Source organism: Candidatus Aminicenantes bacterium (genome assembly GCA_026393855.1).
GTDB lineage: Bacteria > Acidobacteriota > Aminicenantia > Aminicenantales > UBA4085 > UBA4085.
The window spans coordinates 1-15,230 of sequence record JAPKZJ010000007.1; the positions used below are offsets into that span (position 1 = coordinate 1).

13 protein-coding genes are annotated in these 15,230 nt (G+C 64.4%); 6 read left to right on the forward strand and 7 right to left on the reverse strand.

Features of this window, described 5'->3' with window-relative positions; genetic code table 11:
- Positions 1 to 292 precede the first annotated feature (292 nt).
- On the reverse strand, positions 293 to 466 hold the full coding sequence (locus NTZ26_00255; protein ID MCX6558918.1) for a hypothetical protein: 174 nt from the start codon (positions 464 to 466) through the stop codon (positions 293 to 295).
- 526 nt (positions 467 to 992) lie between these two features.
- On the opposite strand from NTZ26_00255, the gene NTZ26_00260 reads away from it, so the two are divergent.
- Positions 993 to 1,331, forward strand: coding sequence for a hypothetical protein (locus tag NTZ26_00260; GenBank protein MCX6558919.1), 339 nt, complete (start codon positions 993 to 995; stop codon positions 1,329 to 1,331).
- A gap of 424 nt (positions 1,332 to 1,755) precedes the next feature.
- On the opposite strand, the gene NTZ26_00265 is transcribed toward NTZ26_00260, so the two are convergent.
- Positions 1,756 to 2,085, reverse strand: coding sequence for a hypothetical protein (locus tag NTZ26_00265; GenBank protein ID MCX6558920.1), 330 nt, complete (start codon positions 2,083 to 2,085; stop codon positions 1,756 to 1,758).
- A 185-nt stretch (positions 2,086 to 2,270) separates the two neighbouring features.
- Here NTZ26_00265 and NTZ26_00270 point away from each other — a divergent pair, with 185 nt between their 5' ends.
- On the forward strand, positions 2,271 to 3,392 hold the full coding sequence (locus NTZ26_00270; GenBank protein ID MCX6558921.1) for a dipeptide epimerase: 1,122 nt from the start codon (positions 2,271 to 2,273) through the stop codon (positions 3,390 to 3,392).
- Between the two features lie 12 nt (positions 3,393 to 3,404).
- On the opposite strand, the gene NTZ26_00275 is transcribed toward NTZ26_00270, so the two are convergent.
- Positions 3,405 to 5,906, reverse strand: coding sequence for a hypothetical protein (locus NTZ26_00275; GenBank protein ID MCX6558922.1), 2,502 nt, complete (start codon positions 5,904 to 5,906; stop codon positions 3,405 to 3,407).
- A 47-nt stretch (positions 5,907 to 5,953) separates the two neighbouring features.
- Positions 5,954 to 7,048 (reverse strand): pyridoxal phosphate-dependent aminotransferase family protein, encoded by a 1,095-nt coding sequence (locus NTZ26_00280; GenBank protein MCX6558923.1) that lies wholly within the window; start codon positions 7,046 to 7,048, stop codon positions 5,954 to 5,956.
- 198 nt (positions 7,049 to 7,246) lie between these two features.
- Between NTZ26_00280 and NTZ26_00285 the strand changes: the two genes are divergently transcribed.
- The 3 genes from NTZ26_00285 to NTZ26_00295 are packed head-to-tail and all read left to right on the forward strand — an operon-like array spanning position 7,247 to position 9,851.
- Complete coding sequence (locus NTZ26_00285) at positions 7,247 to 8,533, forward strand: C4-dicarboxylate ABC transporter (GenBank protein MCX6558924.1); 1,287 nt, start codon at positions 7,247 to 7,249, stop codon at positions 8,531 to 8,533.
- Between the two features lie 11 nt (positions 8,534 to 8,544).
- Entirely contained in the window at positions 8,545 to 8,694 is a 150-nt protein-coding gene (locus tag NTZ26_00290) for a hypothetical protein (GenBank protein ID MCX6558925.1), read from the forward strand.
- An 8-nt stretch (positions 8,695 to 8,702) separates the two neighbouring features.
- Complete coding sequence (locus NTZ26_00295) at positions 8,703 to 9,851, forward strand: succinylglutamate desuccinylase/aspartoacylase family protein (protein MCX6558926.1); 1,149 nt, start codon at positions 8,703 to 8,705, stop codon at positions 9,849 to 9,851.
- Positions 9,852 to 9,868: 17 nt separating this feature from the next.
- On the opposite strand, the gene NTZ26_00300 is transcribed toward NTZ26_00295, so the two are convergent.
- Genes NTZ26_00300 through NTZ26_00310 form a run of 3 tightly spaced genes read right to left on the reverse strand, consistent with a single transcriptional unit; the run spans position 9,869 to position 13,670 of the window.
- Positions 9,869 to 10,573 carry a response regulator transcription factor gene (locus tag NTZ26_00300; GenBank protein ID MCX6558927.1) on the reverse strand — a complete coding sequence of 235 codons (705 nt, stop codon included), beginning with the start codon at positions 10,571 to 10,573 and terminating at the stop codon, positions 9,869 to 9,871.
- Complete coding sequence (locus NTZ26_00305) at positions 10,570 to 12,558, reverse strand: HAMP domain-containing sensor histidine kinase (protein MCX6558928.1); 1,989 nt, start codon at positions 12,556 to 12,558, stop codon at positions 10,570 to 10,572. Before NTZ26_00305 ends, NTZ26_00300 begins: the two co-directional genes overlap by 4 nt.
- A gap of 23 nt (positions 12,559 to 12,581) precedes the next feature.
- Positions 12,582 to 13,670, reverse strand: coding sequence for a hypothetical protein (locus tag NTZ26_00310; protein MCX6558929.1), 1,089 nt, complete (start codon positions 13,668 to 13,670; stop codon positions 12,582 to 12,584).
- Positions 13,671 to 13,803: 133 nt separating this feature from the next.
- On the opposite strand from NTZ26_00310, the gene NTZ26_00315 reads away from it, so the two are divergent.
- Positions 13,804 to 15,147, forward strand: coding sequence for a DUF1015 domain-containing protein (locus NTZ26_00315; protein MCX6558930.1), 1,344 nt, complete (start codon positions 13,804 to 13,806; stop codon positions 15,145 to 15,147).
- Positions 15,148 to 15,230 lie beyond the last annotated feature (83 nt).

The following is a 15,230-nucleotide window of genomic DNA, read 5'->3' on the forward strand; positions in this document are numbered from 1 at the left end:
AATTTTTTGCAGATTTTGAGCGTGACCGTATTCGAGAAAGTCCCATTGAATCAACTGCTTACGTTTTCGGATGATCAAGTTTCTAAAGCCAAAGACCCTAACCAGTTTGTTTTGTTGGACTTTTAACCGGACAGCCGTGATAATAATTGAATACTTAGTTCAAGATGGTTGATCGTATTATGAAGCAGGATCCCTTATTGCCGACGATCGGTTGGCGGGCGACGGCGAACCCTGTATCCTGAAAGGGCTTAGACATATGTGCGGAGTTCGTCTCTATGAACTGAGGCGACCATCATTCCGTGCCGACTAGGAAAATTCCGGCAATAACTCCGGCCCGAAAGGGGAGGGTCAGGTGGGCAAGTCCGAAGACATGAATCGGGATGGCCAGCAGGCTGGCGAAGGTGCCCGGAACGATCGGAAATTCCCCGGCACCGAAGAAAGTGGATATGATCCGACTTCGTTCCATTATCTTCTTCGATATCGGCGCGGACGATACGCCTCAAAGCGTTAATGGGAAATCCCGCAGAGTTGATCCGGCCACGTAAATCATACGCGTCCGCCTGGGTCATTTCAACTGTGGCGATGGGCCCTGCGGCGGCCGTTCATCTGCTCTAATCTGATATGATATCAATAACATGCCGCATGGGCGCGGGGCTTTATTGCCTTATTATTGTTATGCTTTTACGATTCTTTAGCACACAGGAGCAGATCGCGACATGCGTTGGCCGAAACGTCCACGCGATCGGCGCTCTCTGTGAGCGGAAGCGCAAGCGAGATTAGGGCCTAGAACGGGATCGACATTGCTAGGACAATCTAGTCCTTGATCTGTTTCCCTAGAATGCGTATAATTCTCCTTGGGTGCGCCACGCAATAGGGCGTTGCGCAGGTATATTTCCTTGGGTGGTCGGGCCGCCATCCATATCGTACGGGGCTACGCCAGTTGCATAGCCTCGGTGATAGCGTTCGAGAAGAACGCCGATATGGAGGCTCAAATGACCGTGCCCAATCCTCAACTTTCCCAAGACTCCGATTCAGGTTCCGGGTGTCTTTCTGGATTTGTGCGCCTCACCTGGATATTTGGCGGGGTCAGCCTGGTCTATTGTGCCGTGTACGTAGCCATGCGCAAAGGACCAGTCGTTGCCGACATACTGTTGTTTGTCTTTGCCCTTTTGCTTATCGTGGCCCGCTTCTTGGATATCCGGTATTTGGATGGCGAAACGATGAATCAGCAACCGGCCACAATCAAGCACTGGCGACGCTATTCATTCTTTGTGTTGATCATCACTAGCGCACTCTATGCTCTCGCAAAGTTCATTGCCCAGAAACAATGACTATAACGGCTCGCCGGCGGGCTGCCTAGCCTTTGCATCTTATATCGGAAAGTCCGAGGCTTAAGGCCCGGTCGTGAAATAACATGTCGGATAAATGAATTCGTTTCAAGGGCGGGGATGTTAATGCGCCTGCCTCAGAGAACCGAGGCGAAGAAAAGCCGAACTGACCGTCTTCCCGTCATCCCCGATGCGGACTAGATGATCATTTTCAGCTGCCTGGATGGGACCTTGCTCGAACATCGGACTTATTCATTCGAATCCGCGCGCCCGGTAAGTCCAGCTCAATCGTGTTCAATTCCACGCGACGCCGGCTGATAGCGGGTGCCGGGTTCGAAGACTAGCTGAGGGCAGCTATTCGACTCTTAAACCTCAGATCGAGCCAAGGACCGTCGCACTATCCCTGCCGCAGACGCTTCTGATGCCGTCAGCGTAGAAAGTAAAGCAATACGATATTGATGATAAAGATGAAGAAAATGCCGCATGTATCCCAGGATAATCGAAAGCGCTTCCTCGGGGATCGGTAGATAAGCCCCGCTACGGCTAAGCCCGTCATTGCGACCGCAGACATGACCGCGATTAAATGCTGCTTATCGACAGCGGAAAGCAAAGGCGATCTGAAGAAGAAAAGGTCGTCGATGGCAAGAATCGCCATATTGATAAGGTTGCTGCCGAAGAGATTACCGACGGCCGTGTCAATGGCCCCCAGCCTGAAGCTGGCGATCGTCACGACCAACTCGGGCAAGGACGTCGACATGGCAATGATATTTTTTAATTGAACAGGAAGCAATTTCTCTAAGATTCGCCTGCGTTTTGATTCCCAGACACATGCCGAATTCCATCTCTTTCTTCCTCGTGCGTACGGAAAGCGTGAATTCGGTATGTGTCTGGGAATTGACATCGGCCGCGGCGGCGGATACTTTAGGCTCTCAAGGAGCCGCCATGCCATTCACCCCGGCCGACGCCGCCAAGATCCGCGTCATCGGCGTGGACATCTTCGTCTACGACCTTCCCCTGGAGCAGCCGTTCCGCATCGCCATCGGAACGATGGAAGCCGCCAACGACGTCCTCATCCGTCTCCGCACGGACGCCGGGCTGACGGGCCTCGGCGAAGCCTGCCCGTTCCCCCCGATCACGGGCGAAACGCAAGCCACGAACATCGCCGCGGCCAAGGCCGTCCGGGAGATCGTGCTGGGCCGCAACCCCCTCGAGATCGAAAGCCTGCTCAAGGATTGCGGCGCGATCGTTCACTCGAACCCGAGTCTCACGGCCGCCTTCGACACGGCCTGCCACGACATCCTGGGCCAGGCCGCCGGCCTACCGCTCTATAGGCTCTGGGGCGGGGCCAAGACCGAGTTCGAGACGGACATCACGGCCGACCTCGATTCGCCGGAGGCCATGGCGGCCCGGGCGGTGAAGTTCGTCGCGGCGGGCTTCACCATGATCAAGATCAAGGTCGGCCAGGGCCGTGAGATCGACCTCGAGCGGCTGCGGTCCATCCGGGACGCGGTCGGCGGCGGCATCCGCCTCCAGATCGACGCCAACCAAGGCTGGTCGCCCGCGACGGCCAGGGACACGCTGAAAAAGATGGAGCGCTTCGACATCCTGTTCTGCGAACAGCCGGTCCTGGCATCGGACATCGACGGCCTGCGCGACGTTCGGCGGGCGAGCCCCATCCCGATCATGGCCGACGAGGCCGCCTATGGCCCGGCCGACGTCGCCCGGCTGATCAAGGCCGAGGCCTGCGATGCGATCAACATCAAGCTGATGAAGGCGGGGAGCCTCGCGGCCATGCGCAAGATGGCCCACGCCGCCGAGGCCGCCAACATGCCCTGCATGGTCGGCTGCATGCTCGAATCGCGGCTGGCTCTGACGGCCGCCGCCCACGTCGTCGCGGCCCACAACAACATCCTATGGGCCGACCTGGACGGCCACAGCTCGCACCGCATCGATCCCGTCGAGGGGGGGATGTCGTTCGCCCGCGGCCGCGTGACGCTGCCGGAAGGCCCCGGCCTTGGGGCCACGATCGACCCGGCTTTCCTGGACAAGCTGCCGCAGGTTTGAAGCGGAGCCGTCTTACTTCCGAATTTTAACCAGCCCCGCCTTCGTCTGGAAGAAGGCCCCGGCGGTCGCATCGGCCAGAACGATGTCGCCGTCCGCGGCGGGCATGCCCCAGACTCCCTGAAACTCCGCACCGGTCCCCAACGCGAGCGTCCGGACGAGACTTCCGTCCGCGTTCAAGCGAACAACATACGCGCGCGCCCCGGCCCCCTCCGTCGGCTTGGCGGTTCCAACCGCCAGAAAGCCGCCGTCCGATGCAGCCGCGACATGGACGAACGATTCTTCGGCCGCGGTCCCGAAAGCCTTCTCCCAGACCGGCTCGCCGCCGGAGTCGACCCGGACCAGGAAGGCATCCGATCCGCCTGCCCCGCTCGATTGCGTCAGTCCAGCGGCGATCAAGCCGCCGTCGGCCGTCGCGGCCAGGCAGGATCCGCTCTCCTCCTTCTTCCCACCGAAGGCTCGGGCCCAGATTCTTCGGCCGGAGCCGTCAAAGCGCGCCAGCCAGAGATCCTTATATCCGGCCCCGGGGGTCAGGATCTCCCCGGTCGCCGCCACACCGCCCCCGGCCGTCCAGACGGCGCAGCCGATAGTCAATTCCTTCTCCTCCCCCGGATCAATATCCGCGGTCTTGACGACGGCGCCCGCACTGTCGATCGTCCAGACGAACAGCTTCCCGCCGGCGGTCCCGAGGACTTCGCATTCGCTCCCTCCGGCCGCACGAACGCCGAAAACGGAATGGATGACGCCTTCGGCGCCCAGCGTCTTTTCCCACACGGCCTTGCCGGAGGCATCGGTTTTAACGAGATAGACGCGGGCCGATCCTTCGAAAGAGGTCTCGGGCCTGGTCTCTCCCGCCGCGAAAAATCCTCCGTCGGGCGCCTCGGCCAGGGCTATGAGGTAGTCCCATGGCTCGCCGCCGAAACGGCCCTGCCATAACAGGCGCCCCTCGCCGTCCAGACGGGCCAGGTACGCGTCGACGTTTGCGCCGCCCGCATCGCAATGTCCGCCAACCAGGAACCCCCCACCGGAGACGGGGATCGCCGACCTGGCGACGGTGATGTTGCCCTGGTCGAGAACGGCGCTCCAGGCGAAGGAGGTCTCGCCGTCGGCCGCGGCAAAGACGACGGGCTCGGCTTTCTTCGCCCCGGCCGCCGGCAAAGGATCGGCCGCCCCCCGGCCGGACCGGCCGCTTCCGGCCAAGAAAACCAGGGCTAGGATGATGAAGATAAAGGGAGTCAGAAGGAGGACGGCCAAGATGCGGTCGCTCTTAGGACGCAGACGCTTGCCGGACGCGTCTTCGCCTTCGGGTGCGGTGATGCCGGTGAACGATCGGGCTTCGTCCCGTCGAGCCACTCCTGCCTTGTCCAGGGCCTTGAGCAGGCGCCCGGCGCCGCCGGTGGTGTCGCCCCCCAGCGCATCCGTAATCCAGACAAAGACGCTCGACCCGCCCCCGAGACCCAAGCCCAAGCCGCCGTAGGCGCTGCCGCCCAGGATCAGGGCCCGGCCTGCCGATCCCAAACGGGCCGAGCCGCGGCCGGCCAAGGCCCCCAGCCAGGAGGCGATGATCAGCCACTTGGGAGGCTTGAGAACGAGCGGCTGATAGAACTTGATCCCGGCGAAGGAAATATCGCGATCCCGGCGGCCCGTCCGCAGGGTCAGCCCTTTCTCGTTCCAAGACAGGCAGTATTCCGCCATCCGCCCGTTGCGGAACAGGAGCCAGACCCCGGCGAACGCCAGCGGCCACATCACGGCGGCCAGGACCCAGCCCCTGGTCAAGCCTTGGATCGCCCCGCCCAGGACGAACATGGGCAGGACGAAGAAGGGAACGAACAGCAGAAAGGAGGCGAAATCGCCGAGGATGATCCTCCAACGCTGATACTGGAGAGCGCTTTTGCGGCGGCGCGGCCATGGCAGGAGAATATAGACGGCCAGACCGGCGAGAACGGGCCAGAGGGCGAAGCGGCGGAGGGGACGAAAGATCGCGGCGGGCGGCGTGGGGGAATGGCTCAACCCCGAGCCGAAGGAAAAATCGTCGTCCGTGAAGGCATGGTAGGTCAGGCTGAAGTAGGAAGCGCCGGCCGCGGTCTTCAGGACCAGATAGGTCTGCTGGCCGTTGCGCGTCAAGCCGAGGTCCAACCCGGCCCAGACAGGATCGTCGGCCGCAAAATGAATCTGGCGCGGATAATAGGCCTGGTCATACTCCGAGCGGCTGATGTGATCCTTCCAGGCGGGAGGCAGAGGGGTGTCGAGCGAAGCCCGGCGGGCATCCGCGAGAAGCGTCTCCCAGGCCGGGCCCGCCACATCGACATGCTGGCTGCTGGTGATTTCGGCGATATATTGATCGAGCGGGAGGCTGGCCAGGTATTGGCCGCGCTCGGTCAATCGCGATTCGTCCTTCTGGGCGGCGGCCATATCGACAGGCTCGATCGTCAGAAAGGGCTTGAGGGAAACGAATAAGGCCATGATCAGGCCGGCGCTGACGGCGGCCAAAAGGATCCAGCGGCGGACGGTTTCCATGTTCCCTCCTTATCGATACGATCGGCCCCGCGCGGAGCCCGGATCGGTCACAAGACCCGTTTGAGCGCGCCGAGAAGCCGGTCGATATGGGCCGAGGTGTGGCTGGAGAAGACCGTGGCTCGCAGGATGCCGCCGGCGGGAGCGCCGGCATAAGCCAGGAGCGCCAGCGCGATGCCGCGCTCGAGTAGGGCGGCCTGAACTCTTTTCATCTCGGTCGCGGGGGCAAGCGGCCAGGCGGCGATCGGCACGGGCGAATCGTCGACCGGCAAACCGAGCGCCCGCAGGCCCGTCTTAAGCCGATGAGCATTTGAGCGCAGGGAGTCCCGCCATTCCGGGTGAGCGGACAGGAGCTCGATGCCCTTGGCCGAAGCGGCGGCGATCGGAGTCGGAGTCGGAGTTGACCCGGCGTATGCGCCGACCTCGGCCCGGACGCGATCGGCCAGGCCGGCGGGAAGCGGCAGGAAGCCGCCATGGCCGCCGAAGGCCTTGCTTAAAGTCCCGGCCATGAGGATCGATCCGCCGGGCGCGAAGCCGAAGTGATCGAGCGTGCCGCGACCGCACGGGCCGAGCACGCCGACGCCATGGGAGTCGTCGACGGCCAATCGGCCGCCGTGGCGCTCGACGACGCCAAGGAGGGCGGGAAGGGGGGCCAGCTCGCCGAGCGCGGGAAAGACGCCGTCGGTCAGCGCCAGGAAGCGGCCCTCGACCGACGGACGGGCCGCTATCTTAGCCTCGAGGTCGTCGGGATCCCGATGGCGGTAAAAAACGACGGGCTTGCCGGCGGCGGCGATCCCATCCTTGAGGCTGAAATGGGCGTCTTCGTCGACAAAGGCGGCATCCCAGGAGTCTTCGGCCGTCCGGGCAAGAAACAGGCCGCTCATATAGCCGGACGGATACGCTACCGCGTCTTCCGTCCCGAAAAATCCGGCGATCTTCCGCTCGAGATCGAGCAGGACGGGGTTGTTGCCGAAGCCGGCCCGGGTGGTGGCGCCGTGCGTGCCCCATCGAAAGGCGTCGATCCCGGCCCGGATGACCTCGGGATGGCCGTGCAGGCCGAAGTACCCCGTGCCGCCGAAATAGAGGACGGCGCGGCCGTCGAGGATTGTTTCAGGGCCCGGGGGGCCCTCCATCAGGAATCCCACGGCCTCATCTTAACATAGGAAGGAGGGGTCAGGTCTTAACTTTTAACAGATTTGACCCGGCCTGACCCCGTGGTGCCAGGCCTCGCCAAAAGCGTTAAAAGTTAAGACCTGACCCCTCCCCTGATTGCAAAGAGGCGGCGGTTTCCTTTAAAGTAAGGGTCTCGCGGATTCCACGAAGAGGAGCCCCTGCCGATGAGCATGACCGCCTCGGCCTCGATCATCCTGGCGGCGATGGTGGCCGCCTACGCCGTCGCCAAAGCCCTGAAGCTCACGACCGAGCTTTCGATGTTCGCCGCCGCCCTGGTCGGCGCGCTGGTCGGCGGCCACGGCGTCCCCGCCCGCCACATCGTCGAGGGGGCTTTCACCTACCTCGACATCTGCCTGATCTTCATCACCGCCACGCTGTTCATGAACCTGCTCAAGGAGTCCGGCGGCGTCGCCTTCGTCGTTCGCCGCATCCTGCAGCGCTTCCACCGCCACAAAGCGGTGCTGTTCGTCATGCTGGCCATCCTGCTGCTCATCCCCGGCGCCCTGACCGGGGCGGGCAGCGTCACGGTCCTCATCGTCGGCGGCATGGTCGCCACCATCCTCGGCTACATGGGCCTGCCCAAGGCCAAAGCGGCGGCCATCGTCTTCATCATCGCCGGCCTCAGCGCCGCCGCTCCCCCCGTCAGCCTATGGGCCATGCTGACGGCGGCGGGCGTCAACATGCCCTATGTCGGCTTCTTCCTGCCGCTGCTCGTCCCTTGCGTCCTTCTGGCCTTGGCGACCATCTTCATCCTGGGCTGGAAGGCCAAGCCGGCCGACCTGGAGCTGGCCTTGCGGGAGCTGCCCGAGGCGCCCGCGGGCATGAGCTGGTTCAAGATCGCGGCGCCATTCCTGGTCTTTTTCGCCCTGGTCGTGGCCGGCCGGGTCTGGCCCTTCGCCCTACCCATCCTCGGCCTGCCGATGATCTTCGCCGCCGCGGCCGTGGTCACGATAGCCCTTTCGCCCCGTCGGCTGGCCGTCTTGGAGATCGCTCGCCGGACCGTCCATCAGCTCCTGCCGCTCATCGGCACCCTGACCTGCGCCGGCATCCTGGTCCAGATTATGACCCTGACGGGAGTCCGGGGCCTGATCTCGATCACGGTCGTCACCCTGCCGCTCGTCGTCGTCATCCTGACGCTGTTCGTCACCCTGCCCCTCTCCGAGGCCGTCCTGATGTGGGGCGCGGCGCCGGTCCTGGGCGTCCCGCTCGTCCTGCTCTTCAACACCCTGAACATGAACCCGGTTATCGCCCTGGCCGGAATGAGCATCATCTGGCCGCTCGGCGACGCCATCCCGCCCACGGCCATCATCGGCCGCCTGACCGTCGAAACGGTGGGCCTCAAGGAATCGTACGGCAAATTCCTGCGCTACTGCCTGGTGCCGGCCGGGCTGATCGTCCTCGTCGGGACGCTGATGGTCCTGTTCAGCCGGAAGCTGGCCTTTTTGACGGTATTTTAAGGAGCGCCGAGATGATCGTCACGATCCTCTACTACATTCTAGTCGCCTTTGCGGCCGGGCTGATGATCTGGAACATTTTCAAGACCAAGAAATGGCAGGAGGAGGCTCTGTACGTCATCGTCCTCATCCCCTTCCTGCTCCGGCTTTTCCGACTCAAATGAGGTCCGTCATGCCGCGTAAAATTCTGATTCTGTCCTTGGGTACTGTCCTGGCCGTCTTCGCCGGGCTCGGCTTCTACCGCATCCGGCATCTTCGGGAGCCGCTCGTCCTCGGCCCCGGCGTCACCGAAGTCAAAACGCTGTCCGAATATTTCCCGGCCCTCAAGGGCTCGGTCAACGACTGCCAGATCTACGTCCTGGGAGGCAGCAAGCCCGGCGGCGGCGTCCTCATCCTGGGCGGTTCGCACCCCGAAGAGCCCTCGGCCCGGCTGGCCGCCTGGATTCTGGCCGAGAACGGGGTCGTGGACCAGGGCCGGCTGTTCGTCGTCGCTTCCGCCAACCGCAGCGGCACGACCGTGACCCGCCCGGGCGGCGCCTACCCGGCCAGCTATACCATCCCGACCTCTTGGGGCGGCCAGGCCTTCCGGGTCGGCGACCGCTGGGCCAACCCACTCGACCAGTGGCCCGATCCCGAAGTCTATATCCACTATCCCTCCAAGCAGAATCTGGCCTACATGGACGTCCGCAACCTCAACCGGGCCTGGCCGGGGCGGCCCGACGGCACGCTGATCGAGAAGACCTGCTACGCCTTCATCGAGATGATCAAGCGGGAGAAGATCGACGTTGTTATCGACCTGCATGAGGCCGAATTGCAATATCCTGTCATCAGCACCATCGTCGCCCATCAAAAAGGGGCGGACCTGGCGGCCATGGCCTCGATGGTCATCTCGGGGGACGAGTTCAAAATCGGGGTGGAATACTCGCCCAAGGCCCTGCGCGGGCTGTCTCACCGCGAGATCGGAGACGCCACGGACGCCGTTTCGCTGCTTCTCGAATCGCCCGAGCCCTTTCTCGATGCCACCCGCGGCCGGACCGACGCCAAGCTCCTGCTCACCGGACAGGACGAGTTCGTCGTCAAGGCCGGCAAGCACGGCCTGCTGTTCGAGAAGATCGACGCGAAAGGCTGGCCGATCGACGTCCGGGTGGGCCGTCACACGTCCACCATCCTGACCCTCCTCGACCTCTGGTCGCAGGACCACCCCGACCGGGCGGTCCTGCTCAAGGACGTGCCGAAGTACGCCGAGGTCATCGCCAAGGGGACGGGGGCATTCCTTAAAGATCCCAAGGGAGTCGAGGCTTCACGCATCCGCTACGAATAGCCGCGCCGCCGAGCCTGTCAAGATCGGAATCGATATCCGACCCCATAAACCGTCTGGATGTGACGGGGCTCGGCCGGATCGTCCTCGATCTTCTGCCGCAGCTTGGCAATGTGCTGGTCCAGGGTGCGAGTCGTCCCTTCATAGCGGACGCCCCAGATCTCGTCCAGCAGGGTGAAGCGCTCCACCACCTCGCCGTCGTGGCGGAGGAAGAAGCGCAGCAGCTCGATCTCGCGGGCCGTCACGGCGAAGCCGCGGCCGGCCTTCGTGCCGGTGAAGGTTTTGGGATCGACGGAAACGTCACCGAAGGTCAAGGGGGATCCGTCGGGCGTTTCGCCCGCCGCGGCCTCGCGGGAAGCGGCCCGGCGCAGCGCCGCCCGGACCCGGGCCACGAGCTCGGCCACCCCGAACGGCTTGACGATGTAGTCGTCCGCCCCCAGCTCCAGCCCGACCACCTTGTCCACCTCCTGCCCCTTGGCCGTCAGCATCAGGATCGGGGTCAGGGCGTCGCCGCGGCGGATTTCCCGGCAGACGTCCAGGCCGCTTTTCTCCGGGATCATGATGTCGAGTAGGATCAAGGCCGGTTTTCCGGACCGGTAGGCGGCAAGGGCGGCGGGGCCGTTCGTGGCGGAATCGACCGCGAAGTCTTCCCCCTCCAGGAGGTCGACCAGGCCGGTCAGGATGGAAGCGTCGTCCTCGACGACGAGGATCCTCGGTTTGTTCATGGCCGGCCCGCCTCCGGGAGCGAAATGCGGAATACGCTGCCTCCCCCCTCCCGGGCGGCGAACGAGACGTCGCCGCCGAGGTCCCGCAGGATGCGGCGGGCGATGGTCAGCCCCAGGCCCGAGCCGCGTACGGGCGCGGTCAGGGTCGTGTCGACGCGGTAGAACTCGCGAAAGATCTTCTCCCGCTCGGCCGGCGGGACGCCGATGCCCCGGTCCTTGACGTCGACGCAGACCGTCCCCCCCTCCCGTCCGACTTCGACCTCGATGCTCTTCACGCCGGCCGAGTACTTCTCGGCGTTCGACAGAAGATTAAGGACGGCCTGCTTGACGGCCTCCTCGTCGGCCTCGACGACCGACGACTCCGCCCCATCATGAAAGACGACCGAGAATCCGGCCGGCTCCAGCCGAGTCCGCTCGCTCTCGACCAGCGCCTCGACCAGGGCGCCGAGGTCGAACCGCTTCCGGGCATAAGCCCGCCGCCCCTTCTCCATGCGCGAGAAGTCCAGGACGTTGTTGATCAGCCGGGTCAGCCGCTCCGTCTCCGAGGCCATCAGGCCGAGGTATTTCTTCTGTTTATCGGGGTCGGGCTGACGGCCGTCCTTGAGCATTTCCGAGAACATCCGGATCGAGGTCAGTGGCGTCTTGAGCTCGTGCGAGACATTGGTCACGAAGGTCGTCTTCTGCCGGGCCAGGGCCATTTCGCTCCGCACGGTCGCCAGGACGACCGTCCCACCCGAAAGGATGACGACAAACATGGCCAGGATGATCAGGATGGTCAGGTAGCGGGTCGCCCGAGCCCGCGAGGCCAAAGCCCCGGGGTCCGTGGCGTAGGCGGCCGCCTCCCAGCGGGGGAGAATCTCGCTCACCTCACGGGCCGCTACGGGCCGGCGCCAGTCGCGCCCCTCCTGCCCGGCCGGGGTGACCAGCGGACGCCCGTTCTCGTCCAGAAAGGTCAGGATGCGGGCCGGCGAATAGACGTCGGGCAGGCGCGCCAGGAGCGCGGCCTTGGCCGAGCCGTCGTCCAGCCGGCAGCCGACGATCCGGCCCGAGGGCAGGCGCTTCCAGAACAGCCAGCCGAGCTTCTCCTCGATGAACCGCGGGATGAGACCGGCCTCCCGGCCCGCCGTGATCTCGCTGAAGCGGCGCGGTTCGGAAATATAGATGGATTCGGTGCGCGGCGCCGCGGAAGCGGGGGACGGCGCGGGCGCCCCCCCGGCCGGCCGGACGTTGCGGGTTTCCGCCTTCTGACCCATGCGGGCAGCTTCGTCGTAAACCCGCTTGCGGGCGGCGTCGCTCTGCTCGAACTCGGACAAGGCCTGCTGTTCGGCCCGGACATCCTCGATCTTGGACTTGGCCGCGAGTTTGTCGCCGGCGTCTTTTTCGGCCGTCGCGGCAGGAGCGGCAGCCCCGACTTTCATTTGCATCATCACCGGCGCTTCGGCCCGTTGCGCGGCATCCTTCTTGCTCTCGCCTTTAACCTCCCCCGGATTCGCGGCCATCAATTTTTCCGCCGTCCCCTGATCGCCTCCTCCCCCGGTGACCTGGTCCCGGTAGAGAAGAGCCGCGTTCTGATAGAACGGGATCGCGGCCGCGTCGCTGATGAACTCGCGGTTCCAATTGAGGAAGGACAAATCCGCGGCATCGAGATAAGCGGTGCGCGTCGGCCAAAGGATGCGGAAATCGGAATCCAGTAGAAACGGCACGCCGACCAGGGGGGCCGCCTTCTTCCAGGCCGCGAAGGCGGCCCGGGGATCGCTCCCGGGATCGGCGGGGGCGGAGGCGGAGAGCAATTCCTCGATCCGTCCCAGGTTCTCGCGGACCAAGGCCACGGCATAGGTCAGCTCCGCATCCAGGCTCTGAGCCAGCCGCTTTTCCAGGAACGCCTCTTCCCGGCCGAGAGAGCGGACCGAGAGAACGGCCAGGACGGCGCAGGGGACGAGGACGGCGACGACAAAGACGAGCCGCAGATGCCTGGAAAGCCTCATGTCCCTCTCCGCGTATTATAGCCTCATCGCCCATCCCGGATCACCCGGATTCTCTGCTCGGGGCCGTCGGTCCCGGTCACCTTCGTCCGGTCATCCTCTTGAGCGAAGGCGGCCAGATGGGCCACCGCCTGGTCGACGACCAGCGCCTGGACGTTGACGTCCTTGTCCAGGAAGGAATGCTCGAAGCCCAGGTCGAGGCCCTTCTTGATCTGATAGTCCTTGTCGAGCAGGGCTTTCAGGAAGTCGGCCGCCGCTTCCGGCTTCAGCGACCCTTCGCCCCGGCGGCCCAGGGCGGCCAGGGCGGACGACCGCAGGATCTTCGGCCATTGCTTTTGGAAGAGGGCCGGGTCGGCGAAGAGATCCGCGCTGACGATCCGCCCGCCCAGTCCGATCACGACCCCGACCGTGTCCTTCATCAGCCGCGGGATCGCGGTCATCCGGTCCTCGATCTCAGCGATTTGCTTCTTGGCCCCGGCGGACTCGTAGGCGTCCTGGTAGGCGCCGGTGGGGGAAGCCGCCCCGACCCGGGCATTCTGTTCGGCCACCCGGTCCCAGATCTCGGTCTGGGCAGCCTCGCCCTTGGCCATGGCCTTGGCCCGCAGGTCGTACGTCCCGATGTTGTTCTTGGTCGTGAAACCGGGCGAGACGGCCGTCCAGCGGCCGTGCTCGACGCAGAAGACGGGGACCACGAGATTGCGGGTGCCCGGGCCGAGCAGAAGGTCCGAGGCCAGGATGCGGTCCTGTCGGGCCCCGGTCAGGATCTCGCCGCCCATCAGGTAGATCGTGCGCTTGGACAGGTTCGAGATCCGGACCTGCGGCACGCGCCCGCCGTCGAGCTCGCCCACTTCGATCCAGCCGTTCTTGACCGCCTCGTCGAACATCACCCAGTCCTTGGGCCGGGGCGCGTCCGTCCGGTAGACCGGGACGATCGTCAGCCCCTGGTGGGTCACGGGGCGGCCCACCTCGAGGACCCTGACCAGGGACGGAATCGGGCCGTTCTTGTCGGCCGCCGGAGCCGCCCCCGCCGCGAGAAGAAACCCGCCCAGGACCAGGAGAGCCAACGCGGCCCGCCGACCCATGCCCTTGGTGACCTTGGTGTTCGTCTTGTTCATGGTGTTTGACCTCCGTCGTATTCAACATACGCGGAGCCGGCCTCCCGATTGTCACCCAAGCGCAAAACGATTGTAAAAAGATCGTCTCTTTTAGGCTATAATTTCCCTCCATACGTCCTCGCGAGGAGCCTCTATGCGCACTTATAATTCGATCGCCCTGGGCATTCCGGATACCCTACTGCCCCGGGAAGGCACCGACCTGGCCAAGTGGGCCGTCATCGCCTGCGACCAATACACGTCCGAGCCCGATTATTGGGCCAAGGCGGCATCGACGGTCGGCAACGCCCCCTCGGCCCTCAACCTGATCTATCCCGAAGTCTTCCTGCACGAGGCGGAGGCCGAGAAGAGCGCCCGCATCGCCCGCATCCGGGAGACGATGGCCCGCTATTTGAGCGAAGGCCTGTTTCAGCCCCGCGAAGGCATGGTCTACGTGGAGCGGACGACCGGCGGCCACACCCGGCGCGGGCTGGTGGTCTGCCTCGACCTGGAAGCCTATGACTACCGCAAGAGCTCGACGACCCTGATCCGGGCCACCGAGGGCACCATCCTCGACCGGATCCCACCCCGGGTCCGGATCCGCGACGGGGCGGCCCTCGAGACGCCCCACATCATGGTCCTTATCGACGACCCCGCCGACGCGGTCATCGGCCCGCTTACAGCGGCCAAAGCCAAGCTGCCGCGGCTCTACGATTTCGAGCTGATGCTGGGCTCGGGGCATTTGGTCGGATACCGGGTCGGCAACCCGGCGGTCGAATCGGGGATCGTCAAGGCCCTGGCCGCCCTGGCCGACCCCGCGACGTTCGCCGTCAAGTACGGCCTGCCGACGGGCACCCCGGTGATCCTCTATGCCATGGGCGACGGCAACCACTCCCTGGCCACAGCCAAAACGATCTGGGAAACGACCAAGGAAAAGGCGGCCGACAAGTCCGCGGTCATGGCTTCACCCCTGCGATACGCCATGGTCGAGCTGGTCAACCTGCACGACCCCGCTCTGGTTTTCGAGCCCATCCACCGGGTGGTGTTCGACATCGCTCCCGGCCGCGATCTGTTGACCGAAGCCATAGCCTTCTACGGCGGCGCGGCCGAATACGCTCCGATGTGCTGCGAACATGTCATGCGGGAAACGATCGATGAGCAGTCGGGCCGGCCCCACAAGATCGGGATCGCGACCCAATCCGGATTCGGCCTGCTCGAGATCGCCACGTCCGGCTCCAACCTCGCCGTCGGCTCGCTGCAGGGCTTCCTGGACGAGTTCCTCAAGACCGGCGGCGCCCGCGAGATCGACTACGTCCACGGAGCGGAGGCCGCGATCGCCCTGGGCGGCAAGCCCGGAAACTGGGGCTTCCTCCTCCCGGCGATGCGCAAGGAGGACCTGTTCAAAACCGTCATCCTGGACGGCGTCACGCCCCGCAAGACTTTTTCGATGGGCGAGGCCTGGGAGAAGCGTTTCTACATGGAAGCCCGCCGGCTCGGCTGAGCCTCGGCCTCATAAAAGGTTCATCGCCCGATTCCGGGGAGGCGGTTCGGGGTATCGGCCCGGCAACGCTTTGATAGTTCTCG

What these genes read in the sequence shown, in the direction of transcription:
- NTZ26_00315 (MCX6558930.1), top strand. Translation starts at nt 13,804, where the DNA reads ATGCGCACTTATAATTCGATCGCCCTGGGCATTCCGGATACCCTACTG.
- NTZ26_00285 (MCX6558924.1), top strand. Translation starts at nt 7,247, where the DNA reads ATGACCGCCTCGGCCTCGATCATCCTGGCGGCGATGGTGGCCGCCTAC.
- NTZ26_00270 (MCX6558921.1), top strand. Translation starts at nt 2,271, where the DNA reads ATGCCATTCACCCCGGCCGACGCCGCCAAGATCCGCGTCATCGGCGTG.
- NTZ26_00290 (MCX6558925.1), top strand. Translation starts at nt 8,545, where the DNA reads ATGATCGTCACGATCCTCTACTACATTCTAGTCGCCTTTGCGGCCGGG.
- NTZ26_00295 (MCX6558926.1), top strand. Translation starts at nt 8,703, where the DNA reads ATGCCGCGTAAAATTCTGATTCTGTCCTTGGGTACTGTCCTGGCCGTC.
- NTZ26_00305 (MCX6558928.1), bottom strand. Translation starts at nt 12,558, where the DNA reads ATGAGGCTTTCCAGGCATCTGCGGCTCGTCTTTGTCGTCGCCGTCCTC.
- NTZ26_00255 (MCX6558918.1), bottom strand. Translation starts at nt 466, where the DNA reads ATGGAACGAAGTCGGATCATATCCACTTTCTTCGGTGCCGGGGAATTT.
- NTZ26_00265 (MCX6558920.1), bottom strand. Translation starts at nt 2,085, where the DNA reads ATGTCGACGTCCTTGCCCGAGTTGGTCGTGACGATCGCCAGCTTCAGG.
- NTZ26_00260 (MCX6558919.1), top strand. Translation starts at nt 993, where the DNA reads ATGACCGTGCCCAATCCTCAACTTTCCCAAGACTCCGATTCAGGTTCC.
- NTZ26_00300 (MCX6558927.1), bottom strand. Translation starts at nt 10,573, where the DNA reads ATGAACAAACCGAGGATCCTCGTCGTCGAGGACGACGCTTCCATCCTG.
- NTZ26_00275 (MCX6558922.1), bottom strand. Translation starts at nt 5,906, where the DNA reads ATGGAAACCGTCCGCCGCTGGATCCTTTTGGCCGCCGTCAGCGCCGGC.
- NTZ26_00310 (MCX6558929.1), bottom strand. Translation starts at nt 13,670, where the DNA reads ATGAACAAGACGAACACCAAGGTCACCAAGGGCATGGGTCGGCGGGCC.